Here is a 14,573-nt window from a genome sequence, read left to right as displayed (position 1 = left end):
GCGGTGCTGGGCCTGGGGTGGGGTCTCTGTCCCACGGCCCTGCGTCGTGAGGAGCGAACCTCAGCCATGGCCCGCCGTCGAGGCGCGCACCACCAGTTCCGGCGCAAAGACCACCTGTCGCCGCTCGTCACCCCCGGGGTCGTCAATCTCGGCGATCAGCAGTTCGGCGGCGGTGCGGCCGATCTCCCGGGCGGGTTGACGCACCGACGACAAGGGCACGGCGGCATTGGCCGCGAAATAGATGTCGTCGTAGCCGATGAGGGCGATGTCGTCGGGCACCCGCACACCGGCGAAGGTGAGTGCCTGCAGCACCCCGAGTGCGATCAGGTCGTTGGCGGCGAACACCGCATCGGGCCGTCGATCGGCCGGCAGCTCGAGCAGTCGCAGCGCCCCACTGCGCCCAGACTCGGCATTCATGGCCTCGAGCTCGATCCGGAGCGGAGGCGACGCCTCGTGCATCGCACTCGCTCTCACCGCCCCCTCGTAACGGTCGGACGACTGGATGATGCCGGCCGGGCCGCCGAGGAACGCGACTCTCGAACGCCCGAGCTCGAGCAAGTGCGTGGCAGCGAGTTCGCCGCCACGTCGATCGTCGACCGAGACGGAGCTGAACGAGGCGGTGGTGGCGCGTCGTTCGACGAGCACCACGGGCGAACCCCGATCCCGCAGCCGCTCGAGCCGCCCGTTCACCGGGCCCACGGGCGAGATCAGCAGCCCCCCGATGCGTTGCTCCTCGAACAGGTCGAGATAGGCGAGTTCGCGAGCGACGTCGTCTCCGGTATTGCCGAGGACGAGCGGCCGACGGTGCTCGGCGAGCGCCAGCTCGGCACCGCGAGCGACATCCGTGTAGAAGGGGTTGGAGACGTCGAGAACCACGAACCCGATGGTGCGATTCCGCCCCGCTCTGAGCTGGCGGGCCGCGTCGTTACGCACGAAACCCAGAGCGTCGATGGCCTCCTGCACGCGTCTCGCCGTGTCGGGCGAGACGCGGGGCGATCCGTTCAGCACGTTCGACACCGTTCCCACCGAGACACCCGCACGCTCTGCTACGTCGCGCACATTGGCTGCCGCCACGATCGCCTCCCCGGTTATGGAACGTTTCAGGAGACTATCGCGCCCGTGATGGCCGCCGCGTCCGATGTGGGCGTCGTCGCAGTCGTGGCCTGGTTGAACTGGGCGAGCCGCGCACGTGCGGCGGTGTCGCGGCGGTGGCGCACGAGCATCGCGATGAGTGCGAGAAGGAGGCCGGCGGCGGCCCAGATGGCGAGACGGATGACGGGGCCGGCGATGGCGGCCCCGTCGAAGTACTCGATGGAGCGGAGAAGGTCGAGGCCGTCGCCCTGGGGAAAGACGTAGTACAGGCCTTGGAAGAAGTCGTTCAGCAGGTGGATCCCGAACGGCCCGCCCGAGGAGGTGTTGCCGAGGATCACCAGGGCCAGCGTGGTGGCCAGCGCGGCGATCGTGCCCCCGACGGCCGCGACACCGGTCACTGCGCCACCGACGGCGAGCACGGTGAGCCAGAGCGAGGCGAAGATCGCCCAGGGCGTGGCGGTCACTGCGTTCAGCGCAGTGTTGATCCAGAGGGTGATGAGCCCGGCGAGGAGCCCGCTGTACGCGACGAGGACGATGCTGCGCTCCACGAATCGCGGAGCCGTGTCGACGGTTCCGAGGATGCGGCCAAAGATCGTCGCGCCGAGCGCCGCGCCGAGTCCGGCGAACAAGATGGCGTAGAACTCGATCGACCCGCCGGGGTTGTTCTCCGGCAGCGGTGCCAGGTCGGTGGTGGTGTTCGTCGCGCCGATCTTCTGAGCGACGGTCTCTCCGATGGCGGAGATGGCGACGCCGAGGCTCTTGCCGCTGCCGCTGGCGATGTAGGTCGTGACGGGAGCGCCCGCGCCCGGGGTGGGCACGATGATCGCCCCGTCGACGTCGCGGTCGAGCACGGCGGTCTTCGCATCCTCCTCGGACGACACGACCATGAGGTCGAGTTGGTCCTGCTGTTCCAGGGCCACGATCGTCTGGGCGTCTCCGCTCACGGCGAGGTGCACGTTGTTCGGCTGCGGGTGCCCGAAGGCGCTGGAGTAGCTGACGAGCATCGCCATCGCCAGCAGCAGGATGGCCACCGCTCCGAGAACGAGGTTCCGGTAGCGATGCTCGGAACCAGGGCCTTCCGAGTCGAGCGGGCCACCGGCCACGGTGGCAGCACGCCGTGAGTGGTCGGGGTTGTCCAGGCGGGGAGGTTGATTCGCGGTTGTGTGCGTCATGACTGCCTTTCACTACCCGGCGAAGCGGGCGAGTCGGGTTTGGGTGCGCCCATCTAAACATACGAACGAGTTTGTTTGCTAGAGTGAAATCATGACAAGACGCTCAGAACAGCAAGCTCGGGTCGACATCCTGGCCGCCGCAGAGGCGGAGTTCATCCGGCTCGGGGCGACCGGCGCGCGAATCGATCGCATCGCAAAGGATGCCGGCGCCAGCAAGGAACGCCTCTACGCCTACTTCGGCGGAAAGCAGGGCCTGTTCGACGAAGTCATCAGCGGTGCGTTCGAGCGCTTCGAGGCCGCGGTGCGGGTTCAGAACGACGACCTCGTCGAGTACGCCGGCGATCTCGTCGAGCACTTCGGCGCACGCCCGGATGACCTTCGACTCCTGGCCTGGACGAAGCTCGACGAGCAGTGCGAACGCGCCTTCGAGGTGACCGCCGTGCAGGCCAATCACGCCGACAAGGTCGCCGCCATCACGCGAGCCCAGGCCGCGGGGTCGATCGACCCGACCTGGGATCCGGACGAACTCCTGAAGCTGATCCTGGCCTGCGCCACGTACTGGGCGACCGCCAGTGTCACGGCGATCAGCGTCGAGACGGTTGCGCGACACCGCGCAACCGCCGAAGAAGTCGTCCGTCGCATGATTCAGCCGCGAGCTCGCTAGAAACCGCCAGGTCGCGACATGCGCGCCCTGCCCATTGCGGATTCGTCGTCGATCCCCGAGTATTGAAACGATTCATTTCACTGAAGATCAATCCGAGGGACTTTCAATGGTGCAGTTCGACGACATCGCAGCCGATCTCGAGCGGCAGGCCATCGAACTGCCGAGCTGGGCCTTCGGCAACTCCGGAACCCGCTTCAAGGTGTTCGGCACGCCGGGCACCCCGCGCACACCGGAGGAGAAGATCGCCGATGCGGCCGAGGTGAACCGGTATTCGGGCCTGGCGCCGAAGGTGGCCATCCACATCCCGTGGGACACGGTCGACGACTACGCCGCTCTGCGTGCGTACGCCCGAGACCTCGGCGTCGAGCTCGGCACCGTCAACTCGAACACGTTCCAGGATGACGCATACAAATTCGGGTCGCTCACCTCGTCCGAGGCGTCGGTGCGTCGCAAAGCCGTCGACCACCATCTCGAGTGCATCGAGATCATGCACCAGACCGGGTCGCAGGATCTCAAGATCTGGCTCGCCGACGGCACGAACTACCCGGGTCAGGGCGACATCCGCTCGCGACAGGACAGGCTGGCCGAGTCTCTGCAGGAGATCTACGACGCGCTCGGCGACGAGCAGCGCCTGGTGCTGGAGTACAAGTTCTTCGAGCCGGCCTTCTATCACACCGACGTTCCCGACTGGGGAACCAGCTTCGCGCACGTGAGCGCCCTCGGGCCCAAGGCCTTCACCTGCCTCGACACCGGGCACCACGCCCCCGGCACGAACATCGAGTTCATCGTGGCGCAGCTGCTGCGCCTCGGAAAACTGGGCTCCTTCGACTTCAACTCGCGGTTCTACGCCGACGACGACCTGATCGTGGGTGCGGCCGATCCGTTCCAGCTGTTCCGCATCCTCTACGAGGTCGTGCGCGGCGGCGGGTACGACGTCGGCTCCCCCGTGGCGTTCATGCTCGATCAGTGCCACAACGTCGAGGAGAAGATCGTGGGCCAACTGCGATCGGTGCTGAACGTGCAGGAGATGACCGCGCGGGCCCTGCTGGTCGACCGTGAGGCGCTGCTCGCAGCGCAGAACGACAACGACGTGCTCGGCGCGAACGGCATCCTGATGGACGCCTTCTACACGGATGTGCGGCCGATGCTGGCGTCGTGGCGGGAGTCACGGGGTCTGCCGGCCGACCCGATCAGCGCGTTCAAGGCCTCCGGCTACCAGGAGCGCATCGTCGCGGAGCGTGCCGGCGGCGTGCAGGCCGGCTGGGGCGCATGAACGCCCCCGCCCGCGGCGTCGTCGGCCCAGCCCCCTCGCGCGCGTGACGCCGGCCGTCGCGGCGGTCGACCTCGGAGCCACCAGCGGTCGGGTGATGCTCGGGTACGTGCGGCCCGACGAGGTGAAGCTCGTGCCGGTGGCCCGGTTTCCGAACCGGCCCGTACGAACCGTCGACGGGCTGCACTGGAACATCCTCGAGCTCTACCGCAACGTGCTCGCGGGCCTCGCCTCCGCGGTGCACGAGGAGCCGGGCCTCGGCAGCATCGGCATCGACTCCTGGGCGATCGATTACGCCCTCATCGCGGGCGAACGGATGCTCGGCACGCCATTCCACTACCGCGACGACCGCTCCGCTCCGGGCGTGGAGTCCGTGCACGCGCGAGTTGAGCCTCCCGAGCTCCATCGCCGGAACGGGTTGCAGTTCCTGCCCTTCACCACCGTCTATCAGCTCGCCGTCGATCGTGACGGAGGGTGGCTCGACCGCGCCGACACGATGCTGCTCATTCCCGACCTGCTCGCCTTCTGGCTCACGGGCGTGCGCCGGGCCGAACGCACCAACGCCTCCACCACCGGGCTGCTGAGCGTGGTGACCGGGCAGTGGGACACGGATCTCGCCGAGCGTCTGGGCATCCCACCCCGGCTGCTGGCGCCCCTGATCGATCCCGGAACCGACACCGGATTCCTGCTGCCGGCCGTCGCCGCCGAGCTGGGTGCCGCGTCACCCCTCCCCGTCACCGCGATCGGCTCCCACGACACCGCGTCGGCGGTGGTGGCGGTTCCGGCAGTCGAGCCCGACTTCGCCTACATCTCGAGCGGCACCTGGTCGCTCGTCGGGGTGGAGCTCGAGCATCCGGTGATCACCGACGCCGGTCGAGCCGCCAATTTCACCAACGAGGGCGGGGTGGACGGTCGCACCCGGTTCCTGAAGAACGTCTCGGGCCTGTGGCTGCTCACCGAATCGGTGCGCCACTGGGAGCGGGAGTCGGGAGAGGCCATCGACCTGTCGGCGCTACTCGGCGCAGCGGCGGCGGCGGAGGCGGCCGGCCCGGCGCCCCTCTTCGACGCCGGCGACCCCGTGTTCATCGCCCCCGGCGACCTGCCCGGGCGGATCACGGGCTGGTTCACGTCGCGCGGCCTCCCTGCCCCGGTGAGCCGCGCAGAGATCACCCGCAGCATCCTGGAGAGTCTCGCGGTGGCGTACGCCCAGGCGATCCGGGAGGCCGCCGAGCTCTCGGGCCGGCGGGTGTCGGTGGTGCACATCGTGGGCGGCGGTTCACAGAACGGCCTGCTGTGCCAGCTAACCGCCGATCGCACCGGCCTCCCGGTGGTGGCCGGGCCGGTCGAGGCGACGGCGCTCGGCAATGTGCTCGTCCAGGCCCGCGCCCATGGGCTCGTGCCGCGCGACTCGAGCCTCGAGTCACTGCGTGCACTGGTCGCCCGCACGAGCCGGCCCGTTCGCTACTCGCCCCGCACCGGTTGAGGGCGACCGGCGGTCGGGATCAGAAGACCGACTCGCCACCGTCCGAGGGCAGGATGGCCCCGTTGATGTTGACGGAGTCGTCGCTCAGCAGGAAGGTGATCGAGGCGGCGAGCGCCTCGGGCAGCGCGATCGGCACATCGGCCACGTGGCTCATCACCCGCTTCTGGCCGAACTCGTTCGTGTTCACCGGGCGCATTCCCGTGAGGGTTCCTCCGGGCGCGACGCTGTTGGTGCGGATGCCGTACGGCTCGTACATGAACGCTGTGCTCTTCGTGATGCCCACCACGGCGTTCTTCGACGCGGTGTAGACGAGCCCCGCGGCCGATCCGCGGAGGGCCGCCTCCGAGGCGATGTTCACGATCGACCCGCTGCCGGCCTCGATCATCAGGGGGAGCACAGCCCGGGTGAGCCGGATGACACCGAAGACGTTCACGGTGAAGACCCGTTCGAGCACGGCGTCGCTGACCTCATGCAGGGGTGCGAAGTCGTCGAGCAGGCCCGCCACGTTGGCCAGGGCATCCACCCGCCCCTCAGTGGCGGCCACGATCGCGGCGACCCCGTCGGCCGAGGTGATGTCGCCTGCGACAGGTCGGACGTCGAACTCTCCGAGCTCCGCCGCGAGGTCGTCGAGGCGCTCGGCCGAGATGTCGACGGCGATCACCCGTCCGCCCTCTCGCGCCACCCGCGAGGCGACGGCTCGCCCGATTCCGGATGCGGCCCCGGTGACGATCACGGTCTTGCCGTCGAACCGCCCCGCGCTGATCTTCTCCACCCAGGCGAGCCCAGAGGCCTCGTCGTCCGACGGGGTGCGACCGCCGTTGGCCTGCGCCACGAGGGTGTCGATGAGGCCTTCGGGGGCGTTCGGCGACGAGGCGATCAGCCGTCCGAGGGGCACCTTGCGCAGGATGGCGAGAGCCTTCTGGTCCATCCCGCCCTGCGCGGCGATGCCGGCGACGATCTGGGCGCCGACGGGGTGCTGCAGCCAGGTTCCGATGGTGCTGTTCGCGGTGAGGACGACGGTGGGGTCGGTCATGATGCGTCTTTCTGGTCGAGGGACGGGTTGTCGGTGGACTGGCTCACGGCGGCCGGGTCGGCGCTGGGCGCTCCGGCGCTGTTGGGGGGGGATCGATGTCATTGGCCCGGGCGACCCCGCCGAGCCAGGCCAGGCTCGGCTTCGGGTGCCGCTCGAACGTCTCGCGATCGACGGCGATGAGGCCGAACGTCGGCTCCCAGTGGCCCCACTCGTAGTTGTCCAGAGCCGACCAGTGCAGGTAGCCGCGCACGTCGATGCCGTCGGCGAGGGCCGCGGCCACGTTCTGCAGCGCCACGGTCGTGTAGGCGATGCGCCGCGCGTCGTCGGGCGTGGCGATGCCGTTCTCGGTGACCACGACCGGCACCCCCTCGGTCATGTCCCACGCGTGACGGATGGCGATGCCGATCGCGTCGGGCCGGTACGCGGTTCCCACCATCGTGTTCTCGGGGCTGGGCGTGTGCGCCACGATGCCGTTCTCATCGACGAGCTGCGAGGTGTACGACTGCACCCCGATGAAGTCGTCGCCGCGCGCCGCGACCAGGAAGGCGTTCTCGCGCGCATCCTGAACCTCACGCAGCTTCGCCTCAGAACCGGGTGCGGCCACGAGCGACTCGTTCGCCACGGTCCAGCCCACGGCGGCGTCGGTGCGCCGCTTCAGGATGTCGCGAGCCGCGTGGTGGGCGTCGATCAGCCGTCGACCCGCTTCAGGATCGGGGTCGGGCAGCTGGGGCTGGTGCGAACCCTCGACGGTCGGGCTCTGCCACTCGGTCACCTTGCCCTCGCGAGCGAGGTTCATCATGCGCACCATGAAGGCGAGCATGTTCGGCTCGTTGATGGTGCACACCCACTCGACACCCTCCAGGATGCTCGACGCGGCCTCGACGTAGGCGGCGAAGTGCTCGGTCGAACGTTCGCCCACCCAGCCGCCCTCCTGGGCGAACCAGAGGGGGCTCGAGAAGTGGTGCAGGGTCACCACCGGGGTGAGTCCGAAGGCTAGCGCGGTATCGATCATGCGCCGATAGTGCGCGAGCTCGGCTCGGGAGATTCGGCCGGGGGCCGGCTCGATGCGGGCCCACTCGATGCCGAAGCGGTAGGCATTCAGGCCCGCGTCGGCGAGCAGCCGCATGTCTTCGGCGTAGCGGTGGTAGCTGTCGTTCGCGTCGCCCGAGGCCTGCATGCCGGGCATCTTCTGCTCGCGGGCCCACCAGTCGCTGCTGACGTTGTTGCCTTCGACTTGGTGGGGTGCGGTGGCTGCACCCCAGAGGAATCCGTCGGGGAACGTGGTCATGGTCGTGCCTCTCTGTGGGTCAGGACGAGGGGTTCGAGCACCGTCGTCCAGGCGCGGTAGCCCGCGCCGGTGAGGTGCAGGCCGTCGAGGGTGAACTGCGAGTTCAGGGCGCCGTGGGCGTCGGCGAGCGCCGGCCAGAGGTCGAGATAGCGCGCGCCGCGCCGGGACGCGATCTCCTGATACTCCCGATTCAGTTCCTCGACTCGCGGGCGGAACCTCTCCTGCCTCGGCATCACGCTCTGCAGCACCACCTCCGGTCCGCGCCCCTCGTCGCGGATGAGCCGCACGATCTCGTCGACGTTCGCCCGAGTCTGCTCGCGTGGCCGCTTCAGCGCCAGGTCGTTCGTGCCGATGAGCAAGAAGACCGCCGACGGCCCGCTCCGGAGTGCCGTTCCGAGGCGCGCCAGAACACCGTCGGTGGTGTCGCCGTCGATGCCGCGGTTGAGCACTCGGACCGTGGGGAACCACTCATGCCAGGCGCCGCCCTCCGTGATGCTGTCGCCGAGGAAGACGATCTCGCCGCCGGCGGGCGCGAGCTCCTCGAACTGCGTCTGCTTCATGCGGCGGGCGGGCGCCATGAAGCGCTTCTCGATGATGCGGGTGATCGGGTTCACCGGTTCTCTCCCGCATCGATGGGGTCAGCAGGAGTCTCGGCGTCGGCGAACTCGTCGAGGCTCCATTCGTCGTGCCAGCTGATCGTGGGGTGCTCGCCGTCGAAGCGGATGGGGAGCCAGACGTAGTCGGCGATGGCGGTGTTCTCGCCGAGCCCGGCGGCCATCGCGGCGCGATCGTCATCACTCCTGCCCGAAGCCGGGTCGCCGACGGATGCGGCCGACGCCGCATCCGGGGCGCTCTCCGGGTCGCCGTGGCCCCCGGCCATCGAGGCCACCACGTCGTAGACGTTCGGCATGTCCTCGGGCAGTTGCGGCAGCCACCGGTCGGCGAGCGCGATGTACAGGTCGCGCTTCAGAGGATGCCTGAACACACTGCTGATCTGCGACCGGAACGAGGTACGGGAGGCGTCGTCGGGATGCGCGTCGCCCAGCACCGTCCACGGCCCGTGGTAGTCGTCCGCCGAGGCGACCTCGGTGAAGTTCGGGAAGTACCCGGTCGATCCCGAGGTCACGAGGTAGTGCCGTCCGCCGCGCGAGAAATGAGCGGGCGCCTCCCGGGTGAACGGCGGTCCCGGGTGCGGGAAGTGGCTGGTGAACACGCCCGAGACATCGGTGTAGTCGTCGGTCAGCTCGGCACAGATCAGGTCGGTGTGCACCTTCTCGAAGAAGTAGTAGCCCTTCTTCGTCTCGGGATCGACGACGAGATCGAAGTCGCCTGCGCTCATCTCCAACGGTTCCAGGCCCGTCCGCACGATCTCGTAGGGGCCGAGCAGCCGGTCGGCGGTGAGCACGGTCGAGCGCTGGGGCGCGAACGTTCCGTCACCCATCACCTTCACCCAGCAGACGTACTTGCCGGTGGCCTCGTTGTAGATGATGTGCGGTCGGTCCATCTTCTGCACCGGGTGCAGCGGTGACGACTCGTCGTCGGTCACCGGCGGGATGATCAGCCCCCTGTCCTGCCAGTTGTACAGGTCGGTGGAGGAGTAGGCCCGCACGCCCCAGTGCCAGATACCGCTGCCTGGCGTGGTCTTCTCCTTGTTCTCGCCGTACCAGTAGAAGACGCCGTTCTCGAAGAACAGCGACCCTCCATGGGCCTGGATACGGTTGCCGGCGGTGTCGAGCCACTCCTGGCCCGGCCGGATTGATGTGTACGGGGTGCTCATACGGTTACTCCTTCGGTGCTGAGCGCGGCCCGAAGGTCGCGCTCGAGGTCTGCGGAGGCGCCCGGCAGACGGAGCACCACTGCGCTGAGCGGCATCTCGGCCATCTGCGCTCCCGCCGCCTCGAGGGGCACGCCGGGGAAATACACCCGCATCACGTCGAGTACCGCGGCCCAGAGGGCGTCGTTCTTCATGATCTCCTTCATGGGGGTGTCCATCGAATAGACGATGGCGTCGCCGTAACCCGCGGGCAGCGCGTAGCGCCACGAGTGGGTGCCGCCGCCGACCTCTTTCTCGACCCGCCCGTCGGGGTGCAGGGGCAGCACGACCGTGGCCGTGGAGCCGGCGGGAACGACCGCGTCGAGAACGAACTCCCCGCCTTCTGTCCGCCAGTCGACCGAGGCCCGGCCCAGCACGGTCTCATGGGCGGTGCGCGCCGAGGTGAGCCCGCCACCGGGCTGCGGCGCGATGGTGAAGGTGCGCCAGCCGGCCGAGGTTCGAGCGAGCCCGCCCACCACCCGATGCAGCCAGTCAGCCACGGCACCGAGCGCATAGTGATTGAGCGAGGTCATCCCGGTGGAGTTGAGGGTTCCGTCGGGCAGCACCGAATCCCAGCGCTCCCAGATGGTGGTGGCCCCCATCGTCACCGGATAGAGGAACGACGGGCTCGTGGTCTGCATCAGCAGTTCGTAGGCCTCCTCGAGGTGCCCGGTCGAGCTCAGCGCGTCGGTGATCAGAGGCGTGCCGGCGAAACCCGTCGAGATGGTGAAACCGGATGCCGCGACCAGGGCGGCCAGGCGATCGCCGGCCCTCGTGCGCTGCGTGTCATCGAGCAGTCCGAACATGATGGTGAGCGCGTACGCCGTGGCCGATTCGCTCACCAGCCGACCCGTCTCGGTCACGAACTCGCGACGGAAGGCCCGCCGCACCCGCTCGGCCAGCTCGCGGTAGTGGGCGGCATCCGTCGTCTCACCGAGCACCTCGGCGGTCGCCGCCAGTTCACGGGTGGTCGTGCAGAGGTAGGCCGAGGCCACGAGGTAGCGGTCGGTCTTGCCACCCGCCGGGTTGTCGGCCGGCGCGTCGGGGTCGAGCCAGTCGCCGAACTGGAAGCCCGAGCCCCACAGCCCGTCGGCGTCGAGCGCGCCCTCGACCTCGGTCATGAAGGAGGTCATCGACTCATAGCTGCGGCGCAGGATGCTCGCATCGCCGTACTCCTCGTAGAGCGCCCACGGGATGCTGATGGCCGCGTCGCTCCAGAGCGCCGTCGCCGACGAGGGGGTGGTCAGAACGTCGGGCACCGACCAGGGAACGGTGCCGGTGGCCTTCTGCTCCGCCGCGAGATCCTGCAGCCACGAGCCGAGCACACCACGCACGTCGTAGAGAAACGTGGCCGTGGGGGTGAAGGCGTTGAGGTCGCCCGTCCAGCCGAGCCGCTCATCGCGCTGCGGGCAGTCGGTGGGCACGCCCACGAAGTTGTCGCGCATCGACCACACCGTGTTCTCGTGCAGCTTCGTCAGCAGAGGGTCGGATGTCTCGAACCAGCCGGTGCGCGCCATCTCGCTGTGCACGACCACCGCACGCAGCGCATCCGGAGTGAGCTCGCCTGGCCACCCGTCGACCTCGGCGTAGCGGAAGCCGTGGAAGGTGAAGCGCGGCTCCCAGCTCTCGGGCCCCCCGCCCCGGAGCGTGTAGCGGTCGGTCGCGGCCGCGCTGCGGAGGGTCTCGGTCTCGAGCTCGCCGTCGGGAGTGAGCAGTTCGGCGTGGCGCAGGGTGATGGTGCGGCCCGCTTCTCCATCGACCGTCAGGCGCACCCAACCCGAGATGTTCTGACCGAAGTCGACGATGGTGCGGCCCGATGGGCTCGTGCTGATCGACACCGGGGAGAGCTCCTCGTGTCGGATGATCGGCGGGGCGGCCCCCTCGACGAGGGTCTCCCTGCTCCAGTCGAAGGCCTGTGCGGGCGCCCAGTCGCTGTCGTCGAAGCCGGGCTCGGCCCAGCCGAGGGGTTCCAGCCGCGCGTCGAAGTCTTCGCCGGCATAGATGCCGTTGGAGCGCACGCCGCCCTGGCCGACCCGGACGTGCCCGTCGGTGCCGACGATCTCGGTGCGGTCGTCGAACTGCAGCTCGAGCTCGGCGAACAGGGCGGGCCGGTCGGCGTAGTTGTGGCGCCGGTTCTCCCAGGTGAGGGGGCCGACCGCCCAGCCCTCACCGACGACGGCGCCGAGCGCGTTCGCCCCGTGGCGGACGAGGTCGGTCACATCATGACTCGACACGTGCAGGCGATGGCGGTAGGAGGTCCATCCCGGCGCCAGGACCTCGGCGCCCACCCGCCGACCGTTGAGCCACGGTTCGACGATACCGAGGGCCGAGATCCGGAGGGTCGCCCGCCGGAGACCCACCCCGACGGTGAACTCCTGCCGGAAGTAGTTCGCCGGGTCGCCCTCGCGCGAGGGGGCGGCTGCACTCACGAATCGAGCGGTCATGCGGTGACCTCCAGTTCGACGGCCAGCTCGGCGTCGGAGCAGCCCCCGACGAAGACGTCGATCGTGGTCGCGTCCTGCACGTAGTCGAGCGGTTCCCCGCTCCAGTAGCGCAACTGGTCGGGCCCGAGGGCGAAGGTGACGGTCTCGGTCTCGCCCGGCGCGATGGCGACCCGCTCGAAGGCCTTGAGCTCGCGCACGGGCCGGGTCGAGGTGCCGAACCGCTGGTGGATGTACAGCTGCACGACGTCGTCGGCCGCGCGGTCGGAGGTGTTCGTGACGTCGACGTGCACCGCCACCGTCTCCCCGATCGCGATCGACCCGCGGTCGAGCCGCAGGTTCGAGTACTCGAACGAGGCATACGACAGGCCGTGGCCGAAGGGGTAGAGCGGAGTGCTCGGCTCGTTCCAGTACCGGCCACCCTGGTCGGCCGGATCGAAGGTGCGGTAGTGGGAGTAGATCATCGGCACCTGGCCGACGTGACGGGGCCAGGTGAAGGGGAGCCGGCCGGCGGGCGAGACGTCGCCGAGCAGGGTGTCGGCCACGGCCTGTCCACCGCTCGTGCCCGGGTACCAGCACACCAGGATCGCCGCGACGTGTTCGTCGGCCCACCGCAGGTCGAGCGGCCGGCCGGCCATCACGACCAGCACCACCGGGGTGCCGGTGGCGACGATGCGCTGAAGCTGTTCGAGCTGGCGCCCGGGGAGATCGAGGGTCGACGCCGAGGCTTTCTCGCCGATCTGGTTCTGACGCTGGCCCACGACGACGATCGCCACGTCCGAGGCGCCGGCGAGATCGACAGCGGCCGTGATCGCGGCATCGTCGTCGTAATCGGCCGGTGTGCCGACGACGGTCGGATCCATCCGGTCGAAAGCCGACGGGAACACCCGGTCGGGAATGCTTGCGCCCGGAGAGAAACCGACCTGCTCCTCCCCCAGACGGTCGCGGAGCGCGTCGAGGATGGTGACCGTCTCGTCGGTGCGGTGATCGAACACCCACGGGCCGAGGGTGTCGCGTCGACTGTCGGCGAGCTGGCCGATCACCGCGACCGTGTCGCTGCCCGCCGCGGCGGCCGGCAGCGGCAGCGCACCGTCGTCGTTCTTCAGCAGCACCATCGACTTCTGCGCGGCCGTGCGGGCGAGCTCGCGGTGCGCCGGATCGGCGAGCACCTCGCCGGCCCGGTCCTCGTCGACGTAGGGCGACTCGAACAGGCCGAGCTGGAACTTCACGGTCAGGATGCGACGCACCGCGAGATCGAGGGTCGCGATGTCGATCCTGCCCTCGGCGAGGGCGGCCGGGATGCGTGAGTAGGCCGGATCGAAGACGCACATCTCCATGTCGAGACCGGCGCTCAGCGCGCGGGCCGCCGCATCCGTGAGGTCTTCGGCGAAGTGCTGGATCTCGAGCGATCGCACGGCGTTGGCATCGGAGACGACGAAGCCGTCGAAGCCGAGCTCGTCGCGCAGCAACTCGGTCAGCAGACGGCGGCTGCCTGAGGCCGGAACGCCGTTGAGGTCCATGTATGCGCTCATCGCGTTCGCGGCGCCCGCGTCGAGTGCCGCGATGAACGGCGGCAGGTAGACGTTGCGCAGCTCGGACTCCGAGATCTCCGCGTCTTCGTAGTCGCGGCCTCCCCGGGCCGCTCCGTAGCCGAGGAAGTGCTTCGGCCCGGCGACGACCTTGTCCGCGGCGATGGGGCCTGCCCCGCCCTGGAAGCCGCGAACCTGGGCCGCCGCCATGGCAGCGCCGAGAGCCGGATCTTCTCCGGCACCCTCGATGATGCGCCCCCAACGCGGATCCCGGGCGATGTCGACCATCGGGGCGAAGGTCCAGTTGATGCCCACCGCGCGCGACTCGCGCGCGGCCACGGCCTGCACCTCGGCGACGGCGTGCGGATCCCAGCTCGCGGCGAGCGCGATCGGAACCGGGAACACGGTTCGGAGCCCGTGGATGACGTCGAAGCCCACGAGCAGCGGGATGCCCCACCGGGTCTTCTCGACAGCCAAGCGCTGCAGACGGTTCGTTCCCTCGGGATCCTTCACGAACAGCACCGAGCCGGCGGCCCCACCGGCCACCGCCGCCTCGACCATGGCGGGCTGCTGGAGAAAAGCTCGATGCTCGGGCGGGAGCGACTCGAGGTCGACCGCCTCCGGCACGCTTCCGGCGAACCCGAAGTGGAAGTACTGGGTCACCTGCCCGGCCTTCTCCTCGATGCTCAGGCGGCCCAGCAGGTCGTCGACCCTCTCGGCGATCGGCAGCGACGGGTCGTGGTACGGGAAGGTGCTCATGGTTCCTCTGGTTCGGTGTGGTGCGACGG

Annotated in this window: 11 protein-coding genes; 3 read left to right on the top strand and 8 right to left on the bottom strand. The window is 69.2% G+C overall.

The genetic code is table 11. The annotated features are described in order from the left end of the window. Positions 1–60 precede the first annotated feature (60 nt). Positions 61–1,074, bottom strand: a complete 1,014-nt coding sequence (locus ACEXOR_RS01795) for a LacI family DNA-binding transcriptional regulator (protein ID WP_374847679.1) — start codon at positions 1,072–1,074, stop codon at positions 61–63. A 26-nt stretch (positions 1,075–1,100) separates the two neighbouring features. After that, positions 1,101–2,264, bottom strand: coding sequence for an ABC transporter permease (locus tag ACEXOR_RS01790; RefSeq protein WP_374847678.1), 1,164 nt, complete (start codon positions 2,262–2,264; stop codon positions 1,101–1,103). A gap of 91 nt (positions 2,265–2,355) precedes the next feature. Between ACEXOR_RS01790 and ACEXOR_RS01785 the strand changes: the two genes are divergently transcribed. The 3 genes from ACEXOR_RS01785 to ACEXOR_RS01775 all read left to right on the top strand — a co-directional run bounded on the left by ACEXOR_RS01785 (position 2,356) and on the right by ACEXOR_RS01775 (position 5,681). After that, the gene (locus ACEXOR_RS01785) at positions 2,356–2,928 is read left to right on the top strand and encodes a TetR/AcrR family transcriptional regulator (RefSeq protein WP_374847677.1); all 573 of its coding nucleotides are present in this window, start codon (positions 2,356–2,358) and stop codon (positions 2,926–2,928) included. A gap of 106 nt (positions 2,929–3,034) precedes the next feature. Beyond that, on the top strand, positions 3,035–4,201 hold the full coding sequence (gene rhaI / locus ACEXOR_RS01780; RefSeq protein WP_374847676.1) for an L-rhamnose isomerase: 1,167 nt from the start codon (positions 3,035–3,037) through the stop codon (positions 4,199–4,201). Between the two features lie 43 nt (positions 4,202–4,244). Next, a complete protein-coding gene (locus tag ACEXOR_RS01775; protein WP_374847675.1) occupies positions 4,245–5,681 on the top strand; it encodes a rhamnulokinase in 1,437 nt (478 codons plus the stop codon). Positions 5,682–5,700: 19 nt separating this feature from the next. On the opposite strand, the gene ACEXOR_RS01770 is transcribed toward ACEXOR_RS01775, so the two are convergent. The 6 genes from ACEXOR_RS01770 to ACEXOR_RS01745 are packed head-to-tail and all read right to left on the bottom strand — an operon-like array spanning position 5,701 to position 14,544. Further along, entirely contained in the window at positions 5,701–6,714 is a 1,014-nt protein-coding gene (locus tag ACEXOR_RS01770; RefSeq protein WP_374847674.1) for an SDR family NAD(P)-dependent oxidoreductase, read from the bottom strand. Between the two features lie 43 nt (positions 6,715–6,757). Next, complete coding sequence (locus ACEXOR_RS01765; RefSeq protein WP_374847673.1) at positions 6,758–8,002, bottom strand: glycoside hydrolase family 1 protein; 1,245 nt, start codon at positions 8,000–8,002, stop codon at positions 6,758–6,760. Further along, positions 7,999–8,616, bottom strand: a complete 618-nt coding sequence (locus ACEXOR_RS01760; protein ID WP_374847672.1) for a GDSL-type esterase/lipase family protein — start codon at positions 8,614–8,616, stop codon at positions 7,999–8,001. Before ACEXOR_RS01760 ends, ACEXOR_RS01765 begins: the two co-directional genes overlap by 4 nt. Then, positions 8,613–9,779: a family 43 glycosylhydrolase gene (locus ACEXOR_RS01755; protein ID WP_374847671.1), complete on the bottom strand. Its 1,167-nt coding sequence runs from the start codon at positions 9,777–9,779 to the stop codon at positions 8,613–8,615. Before ACEXOR_RS01755 ends, ACEXOR_RS01760 begins: the two co-directional genes overlap by 4 nt. Next, positions 9,776–12,259, bottom strand: coding sequence for a glycoside hydrolase family 78 protein (locus ACEXOR_RS01750; RefSeq protein ID WP_374847670.1), 2,484 nt, complete (start codon positions 12,257–12,259; stop codon positions 9,776–9,778). The genes ACEXOR_RS01755 and ACEXOR_RS01750 overlap by 4 nt, the downstream gene beginning before the upstream one ends. After that, entirely contained in the window at positions 12,256–14,544 is a 2,289-nt protein-coding gene (locus tag ACEXOR_RS01745; protein WP_374847669.1) for a glycoside hydrolase family 3 N-terminal domain-containing protein, read from the bottom strand. The genes ACEXOR_RS01750 and ACEXOR_RS01745 overlap by 4 nt, the downstream gene beginning before the upstream one ends. Between the last annotated feature and the right edge of the window lie 29 nt (positions 14,545–14,573).

It is taken from the genome of Herbiconiux liangxiaofengii, from assembly GCF_041927335.1.
In the GTDB taxonomy this organism is placed as follows: Bacteria; Actinomycetota; Actinomycetes; order Actinomycetales; family Microbacteriaceae; genus Herbiconiux; species Herbiconiux liangxiaofengii.
The sequence above is the reverse complement of the archived record's forward strand: the minus strand, read 5'-3'. Positions and strand labels throughout refer to the sequence as shown.

Bases quoted from the DNA above. Each gene is read 5' to 3' on its own strand.
- ACEXOR_RS01790 (WP_374847678.1), bottom strand. From the start codon at position 2,264: ATGACGCACACAACCGCGAATCAACCTCCCCGCCTGGACAACCCCGAC.
- ACEXOR_RS01785 (WP_374847677.1), top strand. From the start codon at position 2,356: ATGACAAGACGCTCAGAACAGCAAGCTCGGGTCGACATCCTGGCCGCC.
- rhaI (WP_374847676.1), top strand. From the start codon at position 3,035: ATGGTGCAGTTCGACGACATCGCAGCCGATCTCGAGCGGCAGGCCATC.
- ACEXOR_RS01770 (WP_374847674.1), bottom strand. From the start codon at position 6,714: ATGACCGACCCCACCGTCGTCCTCACCGCGAACAGCACCATCGGAACC.
- ACEXOR_RS01765 (WP_374847673.1), bottom strand. From the start codon at position 8,002: ATGACCACGTTCCCCGACGGATTCCTCTGGGGTGCAGCCACCGCACCC.
- ACEXOR_RS01755 (WP_374847671.1), bottom strand. From the start codon at position 9,779: ATGAGCACCCCGTACACATCAATCCGGCCGGGCCAGGAGTGGCTCGAC.
- ACEXOR_RS01750 (WP_374847670.1), bottom strand. From the start codon at position 12,259: ATGACCGCTCGATTCGTGAGTGCAGCCGCCCCCTCGCGCGAGGGCGAC.
- ACEXOR_RS01745 (WP_374847669.1), bottom strand. From the start codon at position 14,544: ATGAGCACCTTCCCGTACCACGACCCGTCGCTGCCGATCGCCGAGAGG.